Annotated in this window: 18 protein-coding genes; 7 read left to right on the top strand and 11 right to left on the bottom strand. The window is 60.4% G+C overall.

All coding sequences use genetic code 11. The features are described 5' to 3' along the window. Positions 1-172 precede the first annotated feature (172 nt). The 3 genes from fabG to HGI47_RS10690 all read right to left on the bottom strand — a co-directional run bounded on the left by fabG (position 173) and on the right by HGI47_RS10690 (position 2771). Complete coding sequence (gene fabG / locus HGI47_RS10700; RefSeq protein WP_168852756.1) at positions 173-937, bottom strand: 3-oxoacyl-[acyl-carrier-protein] reductase; 765 nt, start codon at positions 935-937, stop codon at positions 173-175. A 4-nt stretch (positions 938-941) separates the two neighbouring features. Further along, positions 942-1877, bottom strand: a complete 936-nt coding sequence (fabD, locus tag HGI47_RS10695) for an ACP S-malonyltransferase (RefSeq protein WP_168852755.1) — start codon at positions 1875-1877, stop codon at positions 942-944. A gap of 72 nt (positions 1878-1949) precedes the next feature. Continuing rightward, positions 1950-2771: an LD-carboxypeptidase gene (locus tag HGI47_RS10690; RefSeq protein ID WP_206066122.1), complete on the bottom strand. Its 822-nt coding sequence runs from the start codon at positions 2769-2771 to the stop codon at positions 1950-1952. Between the two features lie 86 nt (positions 2772-2857). On the opposite strand from HGI47_RS10690, the gene HGI47_RS10685 reads away from it, so the two are divergent. Further along, the gene (locus HGI47_RS10685; protein ID WP_168852754.1) at positions 2858-4285 is read left to right on the top strand and encodes a Mur ligase family protein; all 1428 of its coding nucleotides are present in this window, start codon (positions 2858-2860) and stop codon (positions 4283-4285) included. 80 nt (positions 4286-4365) lie between these two features. Here the strand turns inward: HGI47_RS10685 and HGI47_RS10680 are convergent, their stop codons facing one another. Continuing rightward, positions 4366-4896 carry a GNAT family N-acetyltransferase gene (locus HGI47_RS10680; protein ID WP_168852753.1) on the bottom strand — a complete coding sequence of 177 codons (531 nt, stop codon included), beginning with the start codon at positions 4894-4896 and terminating at the stop codon, positions 4366-4368. A gap of 224 nt (positions 4897-5120) precedes the next feature. On the opposite strand from HGI47_RS10680, the gene HGI47_RS10675 reads away from it, so the two are divergent. Next, positions 5121-5489: a PilZ domain-containing protein gene (locus tag HGI47_RS10675; RefSeq protein ID WP_168852752.1), complete on the top strand. Its 369-nt coding sequence runs from the start codon at positions 5121-5123 to the stop codon at positions 5487-5489. A 24-nt stretch (positions 5490-5513) separates the two neighbouring features. Here the strand turns inward: HGI47_RS10675 and HGI47_RS10670 are convergent, their stop codons facing one another. Then, entirely contained in the window at positions 5514-6455 is a 942-nt protein-coding gene (locus HGI47_RS10670; RefSeq protein WP_168852751.1) for a DUF808 domain-containing protein, read from the bottom strand. 138 nt (positions 6456-6593) lie between these two features. Here HGI47_RS10670 and HGI47_RS10665 point away from each other — a divergent pair, with 138 nt between their 5' ends. The 4 genes from HGI47_RS10665 to rplI all read left to right on the top strand — a co-directional run bounded on the left by HGI47_RS10665 (position 6594) and on the right by rplI (position 9104). After that, positions 6594-7751 carry an acyltransferase family protein gene (locus HGI47_RS10665; RefSeq protein WP_168852750.1) on the top strand — a complete coding sequence of 386 codons (1158 nt, stop codon included), beginning with the start codon at positions 6594-6596 and terminating at the stop codon, positions 7749-7751. 147 nt (positions 7752-7898) lie between these two features. Next, complete coding sequence (rpsF, locus tag HGI47_RS10660) at positions 7899-8261, top strand: 30S ribosomal protein S6 (RefSeq protein ID WP_168852749.1); 363 nt, start codon at positions 7899-7901, stop codon at positions 8259-8261. Between the two features lie 3 nt (positions 8262-8264). After that, positions 8265-8489: a 30S ribosomal protein S18 gene (rpsR, locus tag HGI47_RS10655; RefSeq protein ID WP_011445073.1), complete on the top strand. Its 225-nt coding sequence runs from the start codon at positions 8265-8267 to the stop codon at positions 8487-8489. 12 nt (positions 8490-8501) lie between these two features. Continuing rightward, positions 8502-9104 (top strand): 50S ribosomal protein L9, encoded by a 603-nt coding sequence (rplI, locus tag HGI47_RS10650; RefSeq protein WP_168852748.1) that lies wholly within the window; start codon positions 8502-8504, stop codon positions 9102-9104. Positions 9105-9170: 66 nt separating this feature from the next. Here rplI and HGI47_RS10645 read toward each other — a convergent pair whose 3' ends face one another. Then, positions 9171-10166, bottom strand: coding sequence for an amidohydrolase family protein (locus tag HGI47_RS10645; protein WP_206066121.1), 996 nt, complete (start codon positions 10164-10166; stop codon positions 9171-9173). A 149-nt stretch (positions 10167-10315) separates the two neighbouring features. On the opposite strand from HGI47_RS10645, the gene HGI47_RS10640 reads away from it, so the two are divergent. Beyond that, positions 10316-11752 (top strand): AMP nucleosidase, encoded by a 1437-nt coding sequence (locus tag HGI47_RS10640; RefSeq protein ID WP_168852746.1) that lies wholly within the window; start codon positions 10316-10318, stop codon positions 11750-11752. Positions 11753-11855: 103 nt separating this feature from the next. Here HGI47_RS10640 and HGI47_RS10635 read toward each other — a convergent pair whose 3' ends face one another. From HGI47_RS10635 to HGI47_RS10615, 5 genes are all read right to left on the bottom strand, one after another. Continuing rightward, on the bottom strand, positions 11856-12344 hold the full coding sequence (locus HGI47_RS10635; protein WP_168852745.1) for a YbjN domain-containing protein: 489 nt from the start codon (positions 12342-12344) through the stop codon (positions 11856-11858). A 118-nt stretch (positions 12345-12462) separates the two neighbouring features. After that, positions 12463-14280 (bottom strand): M2 family metallopeptidase, encoded by a 1818-nt coding sequence (locus tag HGI47_RS10630; protein WP_168852744.1) that lies wholly within the window; start codon positions 14278-14280, stop codon positions 12463-12465. An 88-nt stretch (positions 14281-14368) separates the two neighbouring features. Then, positions 14369-15127, bottom strand: a complete 759-nt coding sequence (locus HGI47_RS10625) for an alpha/beta fold hydrolase (RefSeq protein WP_168852743.1) — start codon at positions 15125-15127, stop codon at positions 14369-14371. Further along, positions 15124-15906, bottom strand: a complete 783-nt coding sequence (locus HGI47_RS10620) for a sulfite exporter TauE/SafE family protein (protein WP_168852742.1) — start codon at positions 15904-15906, stop codon at positions 15124-15126. Before HGI47_RS10620 ends, HGI47_RS10625 begins: the two co-directional genes overlap by 4 nt. 190 nt (positions 15907-16096) lie before the next feature. After that, positions 16097-17122 carry an aspartate-semialdehyde dehydrogenase gene (locus HGI47_RS10615; protein ID WP_168852741.1) on the bottom strand — a complete coding sequence of 342 codons (1026 nt, stop codon included), beginning with the start codon at positions 17120-17122 and terminating at the stop codon, positions 16097-16099. Positions 17123-17354 lie beyond the last annotated feature (232 nt).

The raw sequence follows: 17354 nt of genomic DNA, 5'->3' as shown, positions 1-17354 counted from the left end.
GGGAAGCGGGCATCCGCCCTGCCCCGCAGATATGACTGAACCGGGGAATCACGCCCCCCGGCGTTTGGTTCGGACTACCTGTCTTAACGCAGAGGCGGGACTCGGCAAGCGCCACTCCCGCCCATTGGGCCTAAGTTGGGGATAAAAGACCCTGAAATCGCCTCCATGTGGCTCAAGACAACATCGCCATGCCGCCGTTGACGTGCAGCGTCTGCCCAGTGACGTATCCGGCTTCCTTCGACGCGAGATAGGCGACGGCAGCTCCAATATCCGAACCTTCGCCCATGCGGCCCATCGGAATGCGCGCGTTAAGCGCGTCCTTCTGGCCATCGGGCAGAATGTCGGTCATCGCGGTGCGGATGAAGCCGGGGGCCACGCAGTTCACGGTCACGCCACGGCTGGCAAGTTCCTGCCCCAACGATTTCGACATGCCGACAAGGCCCGCCTTTGCCGCAGCATAGTTCACCTGGCCCGGATTGCCGGTTGCGCCAACAACGCTGGTGACTGAAACGATACGACCAAAGCGTGCCTTCATCATTGGCTTGGTGGCAGCACGCATCAGCCGGAATGCGGCTTCGAGGTTCACGCGGATGACCGCGTCCCACTCATCATCCTTCATCCGCATCGCCAGATTATCGCGCGTGATCCCGGCGTTGTTCACCAAAATGTCGAGCTTGCCCAGCGTATCCATCGCGGCGGGCACGAGATGTTCGACCTGTTCGGTGTTCGAAAGATCGCAGGTAATCTCGACATGATCGTGACCATACGTGTCGTTCAGTTCCTCACGGAAAGCGCGCAGCTTGGCCGGATTCGTGCCCGAAAGCGCAATGCGGGCGCCCTGTTTCGCCAGCGCATGGCAAATGGACGAACCGATGCCACCAGCCGCGCCGGTGACGAGGGCGGTCATGCCGGTAAGATCGAAAAGGCGGTTTTCCATAAGCTCAAAGCTCCTTCAGCAAGGCTTCGATGTCGGCCATGCCGACAACGCTGGTGACAGAGACATCAGCGACCGAGCGGTTGATCATCGGACTCAGGACTTTGCCGCCGAGTTCGACGAACTGCTCTACGCCTGCCGCCTGCATCGCGATGACGCTTTCACGCCAACGGACACGGCCGGTGACCTGCTCGACCAGCAGGCGCTTTACCTCCGCCGGATCGGTGACCACCGATGCGGTGACATTGGCGAAAAGCGCCACGCGTAAGGCGGCGGGTGGGGTCTTTTCGAACGCCTCGGCCATTGCGTCGGCAGCGGGTTGCATCAGCGGACAGTGGAACGGTGCCGATACGGGCAGAAGCACGCCGCGCTTGATGCCATGATCCTTGACCATCGCCACCGCCCGCTCGATCGCAGCCTTGTGGCCGGACAGCACGACTTGCGTGGGATCGTTGTCGTTGGCGACGGTGCATACTTCGCCTTCCGCAGCCGCTTTAGCCAGCGCGCTGGCCTTTTCGATATCGGCCCCCAAAAGAGCGCACATCGCACCAACACCCACCGGAACGGCAGCCTGCATCGACTGGCCGCGCAGTTTGAGCAGGCGCGCCGTATCGGCAAGACTGAAAGCGCCAGCAGCACAAAGCGCGGTATATTCGCCAAGGCTATGCCCTGCGACGAAATCTGCCTTTTCAGCCAGTGTGATGCCGCCTTCCCGCTCAAGCACGCGCAGCACGGCGATGGCGTTGGCCATGATTGCGGGCTGGGCGTTTTCAGTAAGCGTCAGAACGTCTTCCGGGCCTTCCTTCATGATCTGGAAGAGCTTTTGCCCCAGCGCATCGTCAACTTCCTCGAACACTTCGCGCGCGGCAGCACTGGCCTCGGCAAGTTCGAGACCCATGCCAACCTTCTGGCTGCCCTGCCCCGGAAAAACGAACGCTCGCATCTCACTCTCCTGCTGTGCGACCCTGCGATAGGACGGCGCAAACGGTGGCGCGCCCTATTCCGACGCTGCCGATCAGGCAATACCGAACGGCACGATCCTGTTGTCAACATCGTGGCCGATATCCGCCCTGCCCCGCCATGCAATGCCGGTGCGGCCGCACCAGTGACGCACCATGTCTTCTATCTCACAACCGAACGGGCGATCATTTTCCGGCACATCGCTTATCCTGCCCAGCCGCAGCCCGGCGATATCTGCCGACGCCAGATTGCTGGTCAGGTGGAACAGCAGGCGGTCCACCGCATATTGATATTCCGCCACTTCCTCGATCATCACAACATGGCCGGAAAGATCGGGCATCAGGGGCGTGCCGCACAACATCGCCAGCGTCATCAGGTTGAACGCCACGGCGGGGCGGCCATCGCCCAAAGAAGGCTCAAGCCCCTCTCGGGTACCAGCAAGCCAACCCAGCGTCCGGCGCACCGCCGCTTCGCCGCCTGAGCGCCGAATATCGTTGGCCATCGGGGCGTGGACCGGACGCCCGATCCCTGCGCGATAGAGCGCGCCCAGCAGCGTGCCGCCATCCGAATAGCCGAGATACTGCTTGTCGTAAGCTTCAGGCCCCAGCAACGGAAGGGCGTCCATCGCAATACGGTTCGCACCATATCCGCCCCGTGCAAACCACACTGCATCGAACCGGGGATCGTTCGCGCATTCCACAAATGCGGCAAGGCGCTGTGCATCAGGCCCGGCAAAGTGCCCTTCGCTGGCGAAGCACTGTTCGTGAAAGGCCAGTTCGAGTTGCGGAAACTCAGCCTTTGCCAGCGCATCAAGACGTGCCGCGTCCTCACGCAAAAAGGGCGTCGACGGGGCGCAAATGGCGATCCGGCTGATCATTGCCCGACCCTAGCCCGTTTCACGCATCGGGTGAAAGCCGCAATCGGGAGGTTGTCACCGGCGGCGCGTGCGCATACCGCACTGCCATGACCGACGCACAACCTTTTACCCCGACTGAACTTGCAACCCGCGAGTGGTTCTTCTGCGGAATCGGCGGTTCAGGAATGCTGCCTTTGGCACTCATTCTGCGCGGCATTGGTGCGACGGTTGCTGGATCGGACCGGAGCCGTGATCAGGGCCGCACGCCAGAAAAGTTTGCATGGCTGGAAAGCCTCGGATTTCAGCTTTTTGCGCAGGATGGCTCAGGGATTTCCTCAGCAGATCAGGTGCTGATCGCATCCGCTGCGGTAGAAGAAACCGTGCCGGAAATGGTGCGGGCAAAAGCGTTGGGCTGCGCGCGGATGAGCCGGGCGCAATTGCTATCGGCTCTGTTCAACGCCGCACCCCAAGGCATTGCCGTTGGCGGAACGAGCGGCAAATCGACCGTCACCGGCATGATCGGCTGGATCCTGACCGAGGCAGGCCGCGATCCCACAATTATGAACGGCGCGGTGATGAAGAACTTCGTGGCCGACGATGCGCCCTTTGCTTCGGCCCGGGTCGGCGGGGGCGGTATTTTCGTTTCCGAAGTGGACGAGAGCGATGGCTCTATCGCACTCTACAACCCGGCTGTCGCCGTGCTCAACAATGTTAGCCTCGATCACAAGAGCCTTGAGGAACTGCGCGAACTGTTTGGCGATTTCCTTGCACGATCAGGAACGGCAGTGGTCAATGCCGACGATGCAGAAAGCATGGCGCTGATCGGACGGGCAAAGGCTGCAATCACTTTCGGCTTCGGTGCCGATGCGCAAATTTCGGTTGAACTTGGCTCGATAAGTGAAGGTCCGACCTCGATTTCCGCGCGCATCGCGGATCGCCGCAGCGGGGATGTTCATCCGCTGACGCTGCAAGTGCCGGGACGCCACAACCTCACCAACGCGCTGGCGGCACTGGCAGCGGCGGATGCTGCCGGCTTGGCACTGGAAGATGCGGTGCGACACCTTGGGACTTTTGCCGGACTGGCCCGCCGGTTCGACATCGTGGGAACGTCGGCCTCAGGCGTGACGGTGATCGACGATTTCGGGCATAATCCTGAGAAAGTCGCCGCGACCCTTGCCACGCTGAAAGCCCATCCCGGCCGCGTCATCGCGTTCTTCCAACCGCACGGGTTTGGACCGCTGCGGCAGATGGGGCATGAACTGGCCGAAGTTCTTGCAACACGGCTTGGCCCGGATGACATGACAATCCTGTGCGATCCGGTCTATTTCGGCGGCACGGTGGATCGTTCGGTCGGTTCGGAGCGCATCGTCGGAATGATCCGCGAGCATGGCGGGAAGGCTGAACACATCGCCGCGCGGGCAGACTGCGCAGATCGCATCGTGGCCCTGGCCCAAGAGGGTGATCGTGTCGTCGTGATGGGCGCGCGTGACGATACCCTATCGCTTTTCGCCCGCGACATTCTGCACCGCGTCTGAAACGAAAGGCCGGATCGCGCCTCCGCGCGACCCAGCCTTTCACCCCGGCCCTTCCTCCGAAGGTTGCGACCCGAGGGCTTTCAGAAGCTCTTTTCAAGCATCACGAGATGCGGATCCCCATCGATCCCGTGGGCGACGAAGCCTTTTTCGCGCTCCAGTTCGATTGCAGCGTGATTGTCACGGTCCTCGATCGAGATCACGCGCTTGAGGCCGCGCTTGCGCGCTTCTTCCGCGATCAGATCAAGCATCGTCCAACCCACGCCCCGGCCACGAAAGTCGTTGCGGATTGAAACGGCGATTTCGCCTGTGTCCATCGCCGCATCGCCAGCCAGCATGGCCGAAGCCACCAGCGCACCGCTTTGCCGTTCGAATGCCAGAAAGCTTTCGGTTCGCCAGTGGTCGACATGGGTCAGTGGGACAAGCTGATCATGCCCCACGTGCTTGCTGGCAGCGAGAAAACGAAAGCGGCGGTCTTCTTCGCTGACCTTTTCAAAGAAGTCTTCCAGCAGCGCCTCATCCTCGGCAAAGGCTGGGCGCACGTCCAGCAGCAGGCCATCGCGGGTAGTGAATTGTCGCACGGCTGCCAGTTCGGCAAGAGTTGCGGCAGTCATTTCAACGTCTCCTCAGGTTGCTGGGTCTTCCTGAAGCGGCGTTCTAAAGGCCTTAGCACCTGCGGCGTTGATCCAGCGCAAGTTGGGCACGGTGAACAGAATGCAAAGTCGGCGGCAGCGATTGCACAAAGCGCACGTGGGAGCAAAATAACGTTAGGCCCCCTGAAACTTTTGCGCGGTAAACCGTCCTAAGGCTTGTGGTTAACGCAAGTGGAGGATTTGCCATGTGGCTTGATACCGAAAACGGGGAATTCGACGCCAAGCGCCGCGCGGCGCGCGTTGGAATCGAATTGCCGGTGCGCTGCAAGCACGGCACCGAACGGTCAACGGTGATCCTTAAGGATCTCAACCAATATGGCGCACGGATAGAAGGCCTTGAAAAGCTGCGGATCGATGAGCCGATCCACCTCATGCTCCCCGGCCTCCAGCCAAAGCTGGCTTTTGTGGTCTGGAGCCGCGAGCGGGTGAGCGGTCTGGAGTTCGAACGTGCTTTGCACGACGAAGTGTTCGAAAGCCTCGTCAGCGAATTTGCGATCAAGCACTACCGCGAAGCCGCAGCACCAAAGCCGCACCCCGTTCGCCACGCGGCCTGACCGCGCGGCAAAGCGCGTTGACAATCAGTGCTTCCCGCGCGCTTTGCCAATGAGGTGCACGATCCACGCAACGATTGCGCCCAACACCAGCCCGACGATTGCCGAAATCACCGCATAGGTCAGCCAGCCAAGAACGCCACCCAGCGGACCGGTGGCGTGTTCCACTGCGTGCTGCGCTGCATGGGCCAGTTCCGCAGGACCATGCAGGCCCAGTTCCTCGCTGCCGTGCAGGATGATCCCGCCACCAACCCAAAGCATCGCCAAGGTGCCCACGGTGGCAAGCAGCGTCAGCAGAACCGGCATGGCTTTAAGCAGCAAGGCGCCGACACCACGCGCCGCGGCGGAGGACTTCTTGACCAGATGCAGGCCGATATCATCCATCTTCACGATCAGGCCAACCGCGCCGTAGACCGCGATCGTGATCGCGATGCCCACCACGGCAAGGATGATCCCCTGCTGCACGATGCTTTCGTCTGCAACCTCGGCCAAGGCGATAGCCATGATTTCAGCCGACAGGATCAGATCGGTGCGCACCGCACCCGAAACGCGCTGTTCCTCGAACGCGGCAACATCTGTGGGGTGATCCTCCAACGTCTGCCCATGCTTTTCCGCGCCCAGCTTCTCCATGATCTTCTCAGCGCCTTCAAAGCACAGGAAAAGACCGCCCGCCATCAAGATGGGCGTGATCGCACCGGGCAGGAATGCGCTGAGCAGCAAGGCGGCGGGCAAGAGGATGACCAGCTTGTTGAACAAGCTGCCCTTGGCGATCCGCGCGATAACCGGCAGTTCGCGGTCGGGCGTAAAATCTGTGACGTAGGACGGCGTTACCGCCGCATCATCGATTACCACACCCGCCGCTTTCGACCCGGCCTTGGCGGCAGCGGCGCTCACATCGTCAAGCGATGCGGCTGCCGCGCGGGCAATGACGGACACGTCGTCAAGCAGGGCGACAAGACCGGTAGGCATGGGGTGGGAAAATCCTTGAATGGGTTCGCGTTCAGGCAGCCGATTTGCGGTAAGCCGGGGCCAAGCGCAAGTACGCAGCGCTTTGCACACAACTTCGTTCCGCTTCAAACCTCTGCAAAATTGCTATAGGGGCTGCGCATGGCCACGCCAGCACCCCGCCTGCACCACCTTGACGCCGCGCGCGCGTTGCTACTGCTGCTTGGCCTGCCGTTCCATGTGGCGACGAAGGCCATTTTCGAAAGCGATCCGGCGGCTGTCGATTTCCAGCAATCACTGCTGATTGGTGGTTGGGCATCGGTCACCCATGCCTTCCGCATGTTCGCGTTCTTCCTGCTCGCAGGCTATTTCGCGGGCATGATCCGCGAACGCAAAGGCACACGGGCGTGGCTTGACGAACGGGTTCGCCGTCTAGGCCTGCCGTTTCTCGCCAGTCTCCTGACGCTGGGCGCGGTCCAGTTCCAGTTGCAGGACATGGTGTTGCACCAGCCATCGCCGCGATTTCTCGGCCTGCCGCTGGCGCTCGACCACTTGTGGTTTCTTGTGGTGTTGCTTGGCTTTTGTGCCACTTACGCCGCCATTCCCTTTGCCAGCATGGCTCCGGGGGAAAAGACTCGGCGCGCAATGCTGCTGGCGGGGTCGGAAAGCCTTGTGCTGCTGGCACTGCTCGCCCTTTGGGGGCTGATCCGCTACGCCGCAGAACAGGTTCCGCCCATCCCCGATGCGCCAATCGAATCGCTGTTGTGGCAGCAGTTTCTGTTTCACGCCGCCGGCTTCGCACTTGGCGTGATAGCATGGCACGCGCGCATCGGCCCCCAGTTCTTTGCGCTGCGCAGCCGGTGGATCATACCGGGGATTGTCTTGCTTCTGATCCCTTACCTTGCGCTTGACCCGCTGTTGCGGCCCGCGCTGGGCAAGGAAATCTATCCTGATCTGGCTGGAACGCTGACCCTACGTGCCATAGAACTGCCGCTTGCCCTGCTGATATCGCTGGCGCTGTTCCGCCTTCTCGCTTGGGCTGTAAAGGGGCCAAGCCGCACGATCACGTTCTTTGTTGATGGCGCCCTCGCGATATATCTGTTCCACCTGCTTTGGGCGATGCTTGTATTGCCACAAGTGCGCGCCTTGCCCGTTCCAGCCGAAGCGCAGTGGCTGATAGCATCGGGCGCTGTGATGCTACTCGCCGTTGCCAGCTACCTTATCGTGCGCTCCAATAGCATTACATCGGTGCTGTTCTGCGGCACAACACCCACGCCAAGCCCGACCGTATCGACGCATCCATCGGCAAACGCGCACTGACGCGCAGTTCGGCCTTGCTTTCCGCACCAGAATCGCTATGCGCCGCCCCTTCATCGGCAACACGCTGATGGAAGGAAGAAAGCCGGAGGGGCCCCGCAATCCCGCGGACAAGCCAGCGATCGGTTAGATTGATGAAGGACGCGAGCCATGCCGATGTACGAGCATGTGTTTCTGGCGCGCCAGGATCTGAGCCAGGCTCAGGTTGATGCGCTTGCCGCTACCGCCACCGAAATCGTCGAAAGCAACAACGGCAAGGTCACCAAGACCGAGACGTGGGGCCTTCGCTCGCTGGCATACAAGATCCAGAAGAACCGCAAGGCGCACTTCGTGCTGCTGAACATCGAAGCCGGTGGCGACGTGATCGCTGAACTTGAGCGTCAGACGCAGATCAACGAAGATGTGATCCGCTACATGACTGTCCGCGTTGACGAACATGAAGCTGGCCCTTCGGTGATGATGCGCAAAAATGACCGCGAGCGCAGCCGCCGCCGCGAACGCGAAGGGGAATAAGAGATGGCTCGTCCGTTTTTCCGCCGCCGCAAGAGCTGCCCCTTCTCGGGCAAGAACGCTCCGAAGATCGACTACAAGGACGTGCGCCTGCTGCAGGGCTTCATGTCCGAACGTGGCAAGATCGTTCCCAGCCGCATCACGGCCGTCTCGGCCAAGAAGCAGCGTGAGCTGAGCCAGGCGATCAAGCGCGCCCGGCACATCGGCCTCCTGCCCTACATCGTGAAGTAAGGAGCGCTACCCATGCAGATCATCCTGCTCGAGCGCATCGAGAAGCTGGGCGCCATTGGCGACGAAGTGACCGTCAAGGACGGCTACGCCCGCAACTTCCTGCTGCCCAACAAGAAGGCGCTGCGCGCCAACGAAGCCAACCGCAAGGTCTTCGAAGCCAACCGCGCCCGCATCGAAGCTGAAAACGCTGCTCGTCGCGAAGACGCAAAGGCTGAGTCCAGCAACGTCGAAGGCAAGGAAGTGGTGCTCATCCGCGCTTCCTCCAACTCCGGCCAGCTTTATGGCTCGGTTTCGGTTCGCGACATCTCGGACGCACTGGCCGAACAGGGCGCCAAGGTTACCAAGTCGATGGTCGTGCTTGAACGCCCGATCAAGACGCTTGGTGTCTATACCGTCAAGGTTTCGCTGCACCCTGAAGTTTCGGTTGCCGTGAAGGTCAACGTTGCCCGTTCGCCTGACGAAGCCGAACTGCAGTCGCAGGGCGTCAACGTCATCGACGCAATGTTCGACACCGAAGTCGGCGGCTTCACCGAAGCCTACGATCCAAACGCAGAACCGGGCGAAATCCCGACCGATCTGCTGGACGGTGGCGAAGAATCAGAAGCGGAAGCCTGAGGCTTTCCTTCACGCTTCGGCAAAAGATCAAGGGGCGTCCTGCCGGACGCCCCTTTTTCGTTATGCCTACTTCGGCTGCTCCAATCGCAGGAACCGGGAAGCATTGTTGTAAAGAATATCGCGCTTCTGTTCTTGGCTGAGATAGTCAGCATTCTGGATCAGGCCGATCGAATAGGCCATCAGCCCCGGCCAGGCGAGTTGGTCCGTGCCGTACATCACGCGGTCTCCAAACCCCGCATCGACCATCCGCTCGATATAACGGTTCACTTCCTTGCGCGGATAGCTCCAGATCAGTCCGGCGATATCGACATAGACGTGGCTGTTGGCCTGCAACAGCGTCAGCATGTTGTCGATCATCGGATAGCCAGCGTGCATCACCTGCACCCGCAGCTTGGGGTGACGCGCCAGCAGATCTTCCAGAAGCAACGGATCGCCCATCGATCCACGGAATGTCGGCATTGCCACATTGGCGCGTCCCGATCCGCCGGTGCCCATGTGGATTGCTACCGGGATATCCAGCTTTTCGGCCAAGGCGAAGTATTGGTCCGCCCGCATGTCCGATGGCGAGATGCCTTCATACTGAAGGCCGATTTCGCCCATCACCTTGAAGCCGTCTTTCCCGAAGGCGACTTCCAGCATCTTGAGCTGCTTTGCAGAATCACTACCGGCCACGCGTCCGAATGACGTGCCGGGAATTACCCGCGCGGGCGATGCCGCCTGCCATTTCTTCACCTGATCCGGTTCGCCAAAAACCACGCCGCGCACATTCAGGCGCTCCATCTCGGCCAGCACCATCTTCATGTATTCGCCCTTGGGCGCTGGATAGAGCTTGGGCGAGCATTCCTCTTTCGACCAGCCGAACGACGCTTCCGGCCCGTTCTTCGGATCAGAAGCCTCAAACCGTGCCTGATTGGGGCAAACAGGCGTGGCCCACGGGGCATCGTCCATTGCGTGCATGTGGACATCGATGATCGGAGCAACTTCAGAAGACGTATTCTGCGCAGAAGCACTTCCGCTTCCTGCGAGAGCCATTCCGGCAAGCAAAGTAAGTGTAACGCGCATCCTCATGTCTCCATTTGTAATGTTTGACAGCGTTATCAGATGGTTTGCGTTCCGATGCAATCCTCGCCATTATTTTTCCGCGATGCGGATAACGTGAAAGTCCACCACCCGTCTTTGCAGCGCAACCTGGGCGCGCTACATGATTACAGATGAAAACAACCGAAGCGATCCTTGCCGAACTCAACCGTCTTTACGACAGCGCCGTTTCCCAGCTTCGCGATGATATCGCGCACTATGCCAACACCGGGGTTATACCCGCGCCAAACAAGCGGCATGACGGAAGCTACTGCTATCCCGAACTGCGCGTCAGGTTGGATACCGATCCTGAAAATGAATCGCTAGGCCGCGCTTTTGGGCGCCTCACGCAGCGTGGCGACTATGCCTGCACCGTCACACGGCCTGCACTCTTTGCCGATTACCTTGCCGAACAGATTGAACTCATCCGGTCATCCTACCCGGTGGAGATCGAAGTTGCGCGGTCACGGCAGGAGATGCCCTTCCCCTATGTGCTCGATGGTGCCTACGGCGCGCAGATCGGCCGCGTCAGCCCGCAGGAACTGGCCAAGCACTTTCCAACGACTGACCTTGCCCATATCGGTGACGAGATTGCAGATGCCGAATACAACGTCGGTGATGGACCAATGCCGCTGTCGCTGTTTGACGGTTTGCGCACCGATTTCAGCCTCGCTCGCCTCGCCCATTACACCGGCACGCGGATCGAGGATTTTCAGCGCTATATCCTGTTCACCAACTACCATCGCTACGTCGACGAATTCGTCGACTGGGCAGGCCAACGTATCGATGGTGAGGACTATATCGCACTGACCGGCGCCGGCGGCCTATCGCTCGATGCTCGCACCGAGAACGCACGTGCGCGCCTGTCGGACACCGCATGGCGGCGTCATCAGATGCCGGCCTACCATCTCGTCGCACCGGATCGGTCGGGCATAACGCTGGTCAACATCGGCGTGGGTCCATCGAATGCGAAGACGATCTGCGACCACCTCGCCGTGCTGCGCCCGGAAGCATGGTTGATGATCGGCCACTGTGGCGGCCTGCGCCCCACGCAGAAGATCGGGGACTATGTTCTGGCTCACGCATATCTGCGCGATGATCACGTGCTTGATCCGGTTCTGCCGCCGGAAATCCCCATTCCCGCCATTGCCGAAGTACAGGTAGCCCTGCAAAAAGCAGCGGAACTCGTATCGGGCGAAGGTGGCACAGACCTGAAAAAGCGGATGCGCACGGGCACCATCGTCACCACCGATGATCGGAACTGGGAACTGCGCTATTCCCACTCGGCCCGCCGCCTGTCGCTCAGCCGCGCGGTTGGCATCGATATGGAAAGCGCCACCATCGCCGCACAGGGCTATCGCTTCCGTGTGCCCTACGGCACCCTGCTTTGCGTATCGGACAAGCCGCTACACGGCGAAATCAAGCTACCGGGACAGGCCAACCGCTTTTACGAAGAAGCCATCGCCGCCCATCTCGCCATCGGCACCACCACCTGTGATCTGCTCCGCAAGGAAGGCCCACGCCTCCACAGCCGCAAGCTGCGCGCGTTTAACGAACCACCGTTCCGCTGACGGCATGACGCCAAAAGAAAAGGCAATCCGAAGCAGCTAGCCCTGCTTGCGGATTGCCAAGGTTGCGTCCCAGCGCTCCGGGGTGGCCGGAGCGGGGTTCAAATCATTTAAAGACTTCGGTGCCCAGCGTGTCCATTGCACTTCGGAACATGTCGACCGAGTTTGAGAACACCTCAAAGTCGATGCCTTTGCCCGTCACCACATCCCACGTCATCATCACCGCATCATCTTTGCCCAGCGAAACCGAGGCAAAGCGGGTGTTGCGGTTGAAACGCACGGCATCTTCGGCTGTAAACTTCTTCTCTGCGGTGAAATTCGCCACGAACTGCAACGACTGGCAACCATCATGGGTTTTCTCGTTGCATTCGTAGAACAGCAGCGCAGCCTGCCAGCCGCCGATATCGGCGTTGATCAACGGATCGCCATTGGCGTCCTTTGCCAATTCCGCAGTATAGCCAAGATTCTTCAGCGCTTCGGCCACGCCTTCGGGCTTTACTGCAGATACCGTTGCCGTCGATCCAGCGGCAGCACTGGCCATCGAAGGGACCAGAACGCTTACGGCGAGCGCCGCAAGCATACCTTTAACCGTCATGCTTCCTCAATCCCGATAGGACTCTTGCCGGTCCGTTCGTTGATAGCTGAAGCTGCCACTAACGAAGCGATCCGGCAAGAGGGCCTGAACGGGGAATGCAAAAAGGGTGGTTCAGGACTTACCAACCGCAAGATTGGCCCTTGGTCTGGCTGTCCAACCACTTGGTCAGCGGTGCGAAATAACGGATCATCGCCTTGCCGCTCATCTCGCGGCTGCCAGTAAAGGCCTGCAAAGCATCGGGCCAGGGCTTCGAAGCGCCCATTTCCAGCATCGCGTTCAGCTTCGCGCCAACCTCCTTGTTGCCATAGAAGCTGCAACGATGAAGCGGCCCTTTCCAGCCCGCCTGCTTGCACGCCGCTTCATAAAACTGGAACTGCAGCACGCGAGCGAGAAAATAGCGCGTATAGGGCACGTTCGCCGGCACATGATACTTCGCGCCAGCATCAAACGCATCGGCGGGTCGCGCAGCAGGCGGCACCACGCCCTGATACTTCAGCCGCATCGCATCCCAGCCCTTCTGGTAATCGGCAGGCGCAATCTTTCCGCTGAACACATCCCAGCGATAGCGGTCGATCAGCAGACCGAACGGCAGGAACGCGATCTTGTCCATCGCCTGGCGCAGCAGCAGTCCGGTATCCTTGGCCTCTGACGGCACCTTGGACCGGTCGAGCAGCCCGATCTGGACGAGGTATTCTGGCGTGATCGAAAGCGCCACGAAATCCCCGATCGCCTCGTGAAAGCCGTCGTTGGCCCCGCCCAAATAGAGCGCATCCTGCTTGTTATAGGCGCGCTGGTAGTAGTTGTGGCCCAATTCGTGGTGGATCGTGACAAAATCGTCGCCATTCACCTTGATGCACATCTTGATACGCAGATCGTCCACATTGTTGAGGTTCCACGCGGACGCATGGCACACCACATCCCGATCACGCGGCTTCACGAACTGTGAGCGCTGCCAGAACGTTTGCGGCATGGGCGCCATGCCCAGCGAGGAATAGAACCCCTCGCCCGCCTTGACCATCTTCACGGGATCATAAGCCTTGGCGGTAAGCAGTTCGCCCACATCATAGCCAATGTCCCCTGCCCCGGCAGGCGCGACAAGCGGGTAAATATTGCCCCACTCCTGCGCCCACATATTGCCGAGCAGGTCGGCACGGATCGGGCCGGATTTAGGCTGCACCGCATCGCCATACTTCTCATTCAGCTTCATGCGGGTGTAGCAGTGAAGCTGGTTGTACAGCGGCTTGACCTCGTTCCAGATCTTCTCGGTCAGCGCGGCGAATTCTTCCGGCGGCATGTCGTAGTTCGACCGCCACAGCGCGCCCATATCGGCAAAGCCCAGTTCCTGTGCGCCGGTATTGCCGATGGCGATCATGCGCGCGTAGTCTGCCTTCATCGGCGCGCCGACATTGTCATGCCAGCTCAGCCACATCTCTTTCAGTTCATCGGGATTGCGATTGGTGCCCATCGCTTCCTCAATGTCACTGCCGTTGATCGGCTGTCCCTTCAGCGTGCCCATGCCCTTGCCATAGACGCCCTGCATCCCGGCTTGGAGCGAGGCGAATTCCTTCGTCGCTCCCGGTGTGCTTGGTGCGGGACCGGTGATGCGCGTGCGCATCATCACCAGCTTGCGCGCCACATCGGGCGATAGCCCGCCGACTTTGGCATAATCCGCCGCCTGCTTAGCCTGCGCAACAACCATCGCGGTGCTGGCCGCATTGGCATCGGCGGTCAGCGATGCGGTGTCATAGGTAATGTTGGTGGCGTAGATCCAGCTTGCGCGCGAAGTGATCTGCGAGGAAGCCAGCATCTCTGCCTCTGCCTTCTTCACCCAGTCTGCCACCCCGGCGGCATCGGTGGCAAGCGCGCTCTCCTGCCCATTGGCCTGCGTGGCCAGCACGACAACACCCAGCGCCATACCCGAAACGAGCGATTTCATGATTACGGTCTCCCTGAAGGACGATGCCCGCATCGCAAGGCGCGACGCCGAAGGGCTTGCCTTCTGGTTACCGGTGAAACCTTCGGGGTCAACCCTGCGAAGTAAGGAACCGCACCAGTTCATCGCCAAGTTGCGGCATTGTCACACTGCTCATGTGCGTGCCGGGGATCAGCGCCAGCCGCGCATAGGGCAAAGCCTCGGCCAATTGCTGCGCCGAACCGTTGTCATTGTCCTGATCGCCACACAGCACGAGGCAGGGCATCGTGATCGCTGCCAGTTCTGCCGGGTCGGTATCAGCCATCGTGCCCAACAGCAGCCGCGCTGCCTCGCGGTCGGTCCCCATCGTTTTCAGGAACTGCTGCGCGAAATAGGCTGGGTCGTCGCGCTTGATCGTTCCGAAACGGTCGATCACATCCACGAAGAAATCCTGCCTGCGCGCCCATCCGGCCAGCCCTTGCAGTCCCATCCCCGAAAGCACCAGACGCCGCGGCTTTACCCCCGCAATCACCGCCCGCGCCGAAGTGCGCGATCCGAGCGAAAAGCCCACAAGGTCAAAGTCCAGCAAGCCAAGATGCGCCACCAGTGCTTCCAAATCGCGCACCAGCACGTCCTGCGGATAGGCCGCAGGATCGTCGGGCGCGGCGCTCTGCCCATGCACGCGCAAGTCTGGCATCAGGCATTCAAAACCTGCGTCGGCCAACTTTGCCGCCGTACCGAACTTGATCCAGTTGACTTCGGCCGAAGAGAACAGCCCGTGCAACAGCAGCACGGGCCGTCCCGCCCCCAACCGGTGCAGGGCCAATCGCGCCCCGCCAAACCCTTCAAAAAATTCCGTCGAAACGGTCATGCCGTCAGCAGCTTCACGCCGGAGAACAACAGGACTGCGGCCAACGCCGGACGCAAAACCTTGTCGGGCGAGCGGGCAGACAACATGCTGCCGATGGCCACGCCGGGCAGCGATCCCATCAGCAGATTCAGCAGCAAATAGGGGTCCACCCCGCCGATCAGCCAGTGCCCGAACCCGGCCACCAGCGTCAGTGGAACTGCGTGGGCGATATCGGTGCCCACGATCCGCGAAACCCGCAGCGCCGGGTAGAGCATCAGCAGCGCCGTTACACCAATCGCGCCTGCTCCCACCGACGATATCGACACAGCCACACCCAGCACCGCGCCCAGCGCCACCGTGGGCACCGTTGCGTGGGAATCGTCCAGCCGCTCATGCGTCTTGGCAAAGCGCGCAAGCTGCTTTTGAAACAGCGTGGCAAATGCGGTCAGCACCAGCATGGTGCCCAGCACCAGCAGGATTATCCCGCTCGAATCCTTGCCGACTTTGCCGAAATATGAAACGCCGATCAGCGTCACGATTGCCGCCGGAACACTGCCTGCGGCCAGACGCTTCATGATCTTCCAGTCGACGCTTTCGTGCTTGTTGTGCACGAATGATCCGCCGATCTTGGTGATCGCTGCAAAAAGAAGGTCGGTCCCCACTGCTGTTGCCGGGGTCACCCCGAACATCAACACCAGAATCGGCGTCATCAGCGAACCGCCGCCTACGCCGGTCAATCCCACCAGCACGCCCACAAGCAGGCCTGCTACGCCGTGGAGAATGTCAAAATGTTCGAGCATCAAACCCCCACGGAACCGCCTGGCTATCGCCTTGCTGCACCGCACATAACGCTTCCTTTATGTCCTGCGCAATGGGTCGTTTGAAAAATCTCTACTTTAGGAGTTGGGAATACAGCTATCAGCCTGTCCGCCCGATATAGGGATCAGGGCGACTGGCGGGCACTATCGCACCCGCCAGCTATAAACTCAATCAGCCCTTCTTGAGGTGGCGGCGACCAAGCAGTTCAGCAATCTGCACCGCGTTCAGCGCTGCGCCCTTGCGCAAGTTATCCGAAACGCACCAGATGTTGAGGCCATTGTCGATGGTCGAATCTTCGCGCACGCGCGAAATAAAGGTGGCGAAATCGCCGACGCATTCGATCGGCGTCACATATCCACCGTTCTCGCGCTTGTCGATCAGCATGACACCCGGCGCTTCGCGCAGGATGTTCTGCGCTTCTTCGGCCGAGATCTCGTTCTCGAACTCGATATTAATCGATTCAGAGTGGCCGACGAAAACAGGTACGCGCACGCAGGTAGCCGTGACCTTAACCTTGGGGTCCAGGATCTTCTTGGTCTCGGCGACCATCTTCCACTCTTCCTTCGTCGAACCATCGTCAAGGAAGACGTCGATGTGCGGGATCACGTTGAAGGCGATCTGTTTGGTGAACTTCTTGGGTTCGATCGGATCGTTGACGAAGATGGCGCGGCTCTGTTCGAACAGCTCGTCCATGCCTTCCTTGCCCGCGCCGGAAACCGACTGGTAGGTGGAGACAACGACGCGCTTGATCTTCGCGGCATCATGCAGCGGCTTCAGTGCCACCACCATCTGCGCGGTAGAGCAGTTGGGGTTCGCGATGATGTTCTTGGCGGTATAGCCATCAATGGCATCCGGGTTCACTTCTGGCACGATCAGCGGCACGTCCGGGTCCATGCGGTAGAGCGACGAGTTGTCGATCACCACGCAGCCCGCAGCCGCAGCGCGTGGCGCATGAACCTGCGTCGGGCCGGACCCTGCAGCGAAAAGAGCGATGTCCCAGCCGGTGAAATCGAAGTTGTCGACGTTCTGGACCTTCAGCATCCGGCCCGTTTCGCCGAACTCGATCTCGGTACCCTGCGAGCGCGACGAAGCGACTGCCGCGATCTCGTCGCAGGGAAACTCGCGCTCGGCCAGAATGTTGAGCATCTCGCGGCCCACATTTCCCGTCGCACCGACCACTACAACCCGGTAACCCATCTTACTTCCCTTCCTGCGGCCCGCCGTTCACTTGCAGACGAGCCGTTCCCTAGCGGCTGGTTCCAACCAGCCAAGTTAAAAACGCTTGGGGGCGAAACACCCCCGCTTGCCCCAGAACACGCCGTTACCATGCCCGATAATTGTCATCCTGAACTCGTTTCACGATCCATCGCGCCGATCAGGCCGAACCTCTCAACACAGACATGGACCCTGAAACAAGTTCAGCGTGACG

Source organism: Novosphingobium sp. ERN07 (genome assembly GCF_012641335.1).
GTDB lineage: Bacteria > Pseudomonadota > Alphaproteobacteria > Sphingomonadales > Sphingomonadaceae > Novosphingobium.
The sequence above is the reverse complement of the archived record's forward strand: the minus strand, read 5'-3'. Positions and strand labels throughout refer to the sequence as shown.

What these genes read in the sequence shown, in the direction of transcription:
- fabG (WP_168852756.1), bottom strand. Translation starts at nt 937, where the DNA reads ATGGAAAACCGCCTTTTCGATCTTACCGGCATGACCGCCCTCGTCACC.
- fabD (WP_168852755.1), bottom strand. Translation starts at nt 1,877, where the DNA reads ATGCGAGCGTTCGTTTTTCCGGGGCAGGGCAGCCAGAAGGTTGGCATG.
- HGI47_RS10690 (WP_206066122.1), bottom strand. Translation starts at nt 2,771, where the DNA reads ATGATCAGCCGGATCGCCATTTGCGCCCCGTCGACGCCCTTTTTGCGT.
- HGI47_RS10685 (WP_168852754.1), top strand. Translation starts at nt 2,858, where the DNA reads ATGACCGACGCACAACCTTTTACCCCGACTGAACTTGCAACCCGCGAG.
- HGI47_RS10680 (WP_168852753.1), bottom strand. Translation starts at nt 4,896, where the DNA reads ATGACTGCCGCAACTCTTGCCGAACTGGCAGCCGTGCGACAATTCACT.
- HGI47_RS10675 (WP_168852752.1), top strand. Translation starts at nt 5,121, where the DNA reads ATGTGGCTTGATACCGAAAACGGGGAATTCGACGCCAAGCGCCGCGCG.
- HGI47_RS10670 (WP_168852751.1), bottom strand. Translation starts at nt 6,455, where the DNA reads ATGCCTACCGGTCTTGTCGCCCTGCTTGACGACGTGTCCGTCATTGCC.
- HGI47_RS10665 (WP_168852750.1), top strand. Translation starts at nt 6,594, where the DNA reads ATGGCCACGCCAGCACCCCGCCTGCACCACCTTGACGCCGCGCGCGCG.
- rpsF (WP_168852749.1), top strand. Translation starts at nt 7,899, where the DNA reads ATGCCGATGTACGAGCATGTGTTTCTGGCGCGCCAGGATCTGAGCCAG.
- rpsR (WP_011445073.1), top strand. Translation starts at nt 8,265, where the DNA reads ATGGCTCGTCCGTTTTTCCGCCGCCGCAAGAGCTGCCCCTTCTCGGGC.
- rplI (WP_168852748.1), top strand. Translation starts at nt 8,502, where the DNA reads ATGCAGATCATCCTGCTCGAGCGCATCGAGAAGCTGGGCGCCATTGGC.
- HGI47_RS10645 (WP_206066121.1), bottom strand. Translation starts at nt 10,166, where the DNA reads ATGCGCGTTACACTTACTTTGCTTGCCGGAATGGCTCTCGCAGGAAGC.
- HGI47_RS10640 (WP_168852746.1), top strand. Translation starts at nt 10,316, where the DNA reads ATGAAAACAACCGAAGCGATCCTTGCCGAACTCAACCGTCTTTACGAC.
- HGI47_RS10635 (WP_168852745.1), bottom strand. Translation starts at nt 12,344, where the DNA reads ATGACGGTTAAAGGTATGCTTGCGGCGCTCGCCGTAAGCGTTCTGGTC.
- HGI47_RS10630 (WP_168852744.1), bottom strand. Translation starts at nt 14,280, where the DNA reads ATGAAATCGCTCGTTTCGGGTATGGCGCTGGGTGTTGTCGTGCTGGCC.
- HGI47_RS10625 (WP_168852743.1), bottom strand. Translation starts at nt 15,127, where the DNA reads ATGACCGTTTCGACGGAATTTTTTGAAGGGTTTGGCGGGGCGCGATTG.
- HGI47_RS10620 (WP_168852742.1), bottom strand. Translation starts at nt 15,906, where the DNA reads ATGCTCGAACATTTTGACATTCTCCACGGCGTAGCAGGCCTGCTTGTG.
- HGI47_RS10615 (WP_168852741.1), bottom strand. Translation starts at nt 17,122, where the DNA reads ATGGGTTACCGGGTTGTAGTGGTCGGTGCGACGGGAAATGTGGGCCGC.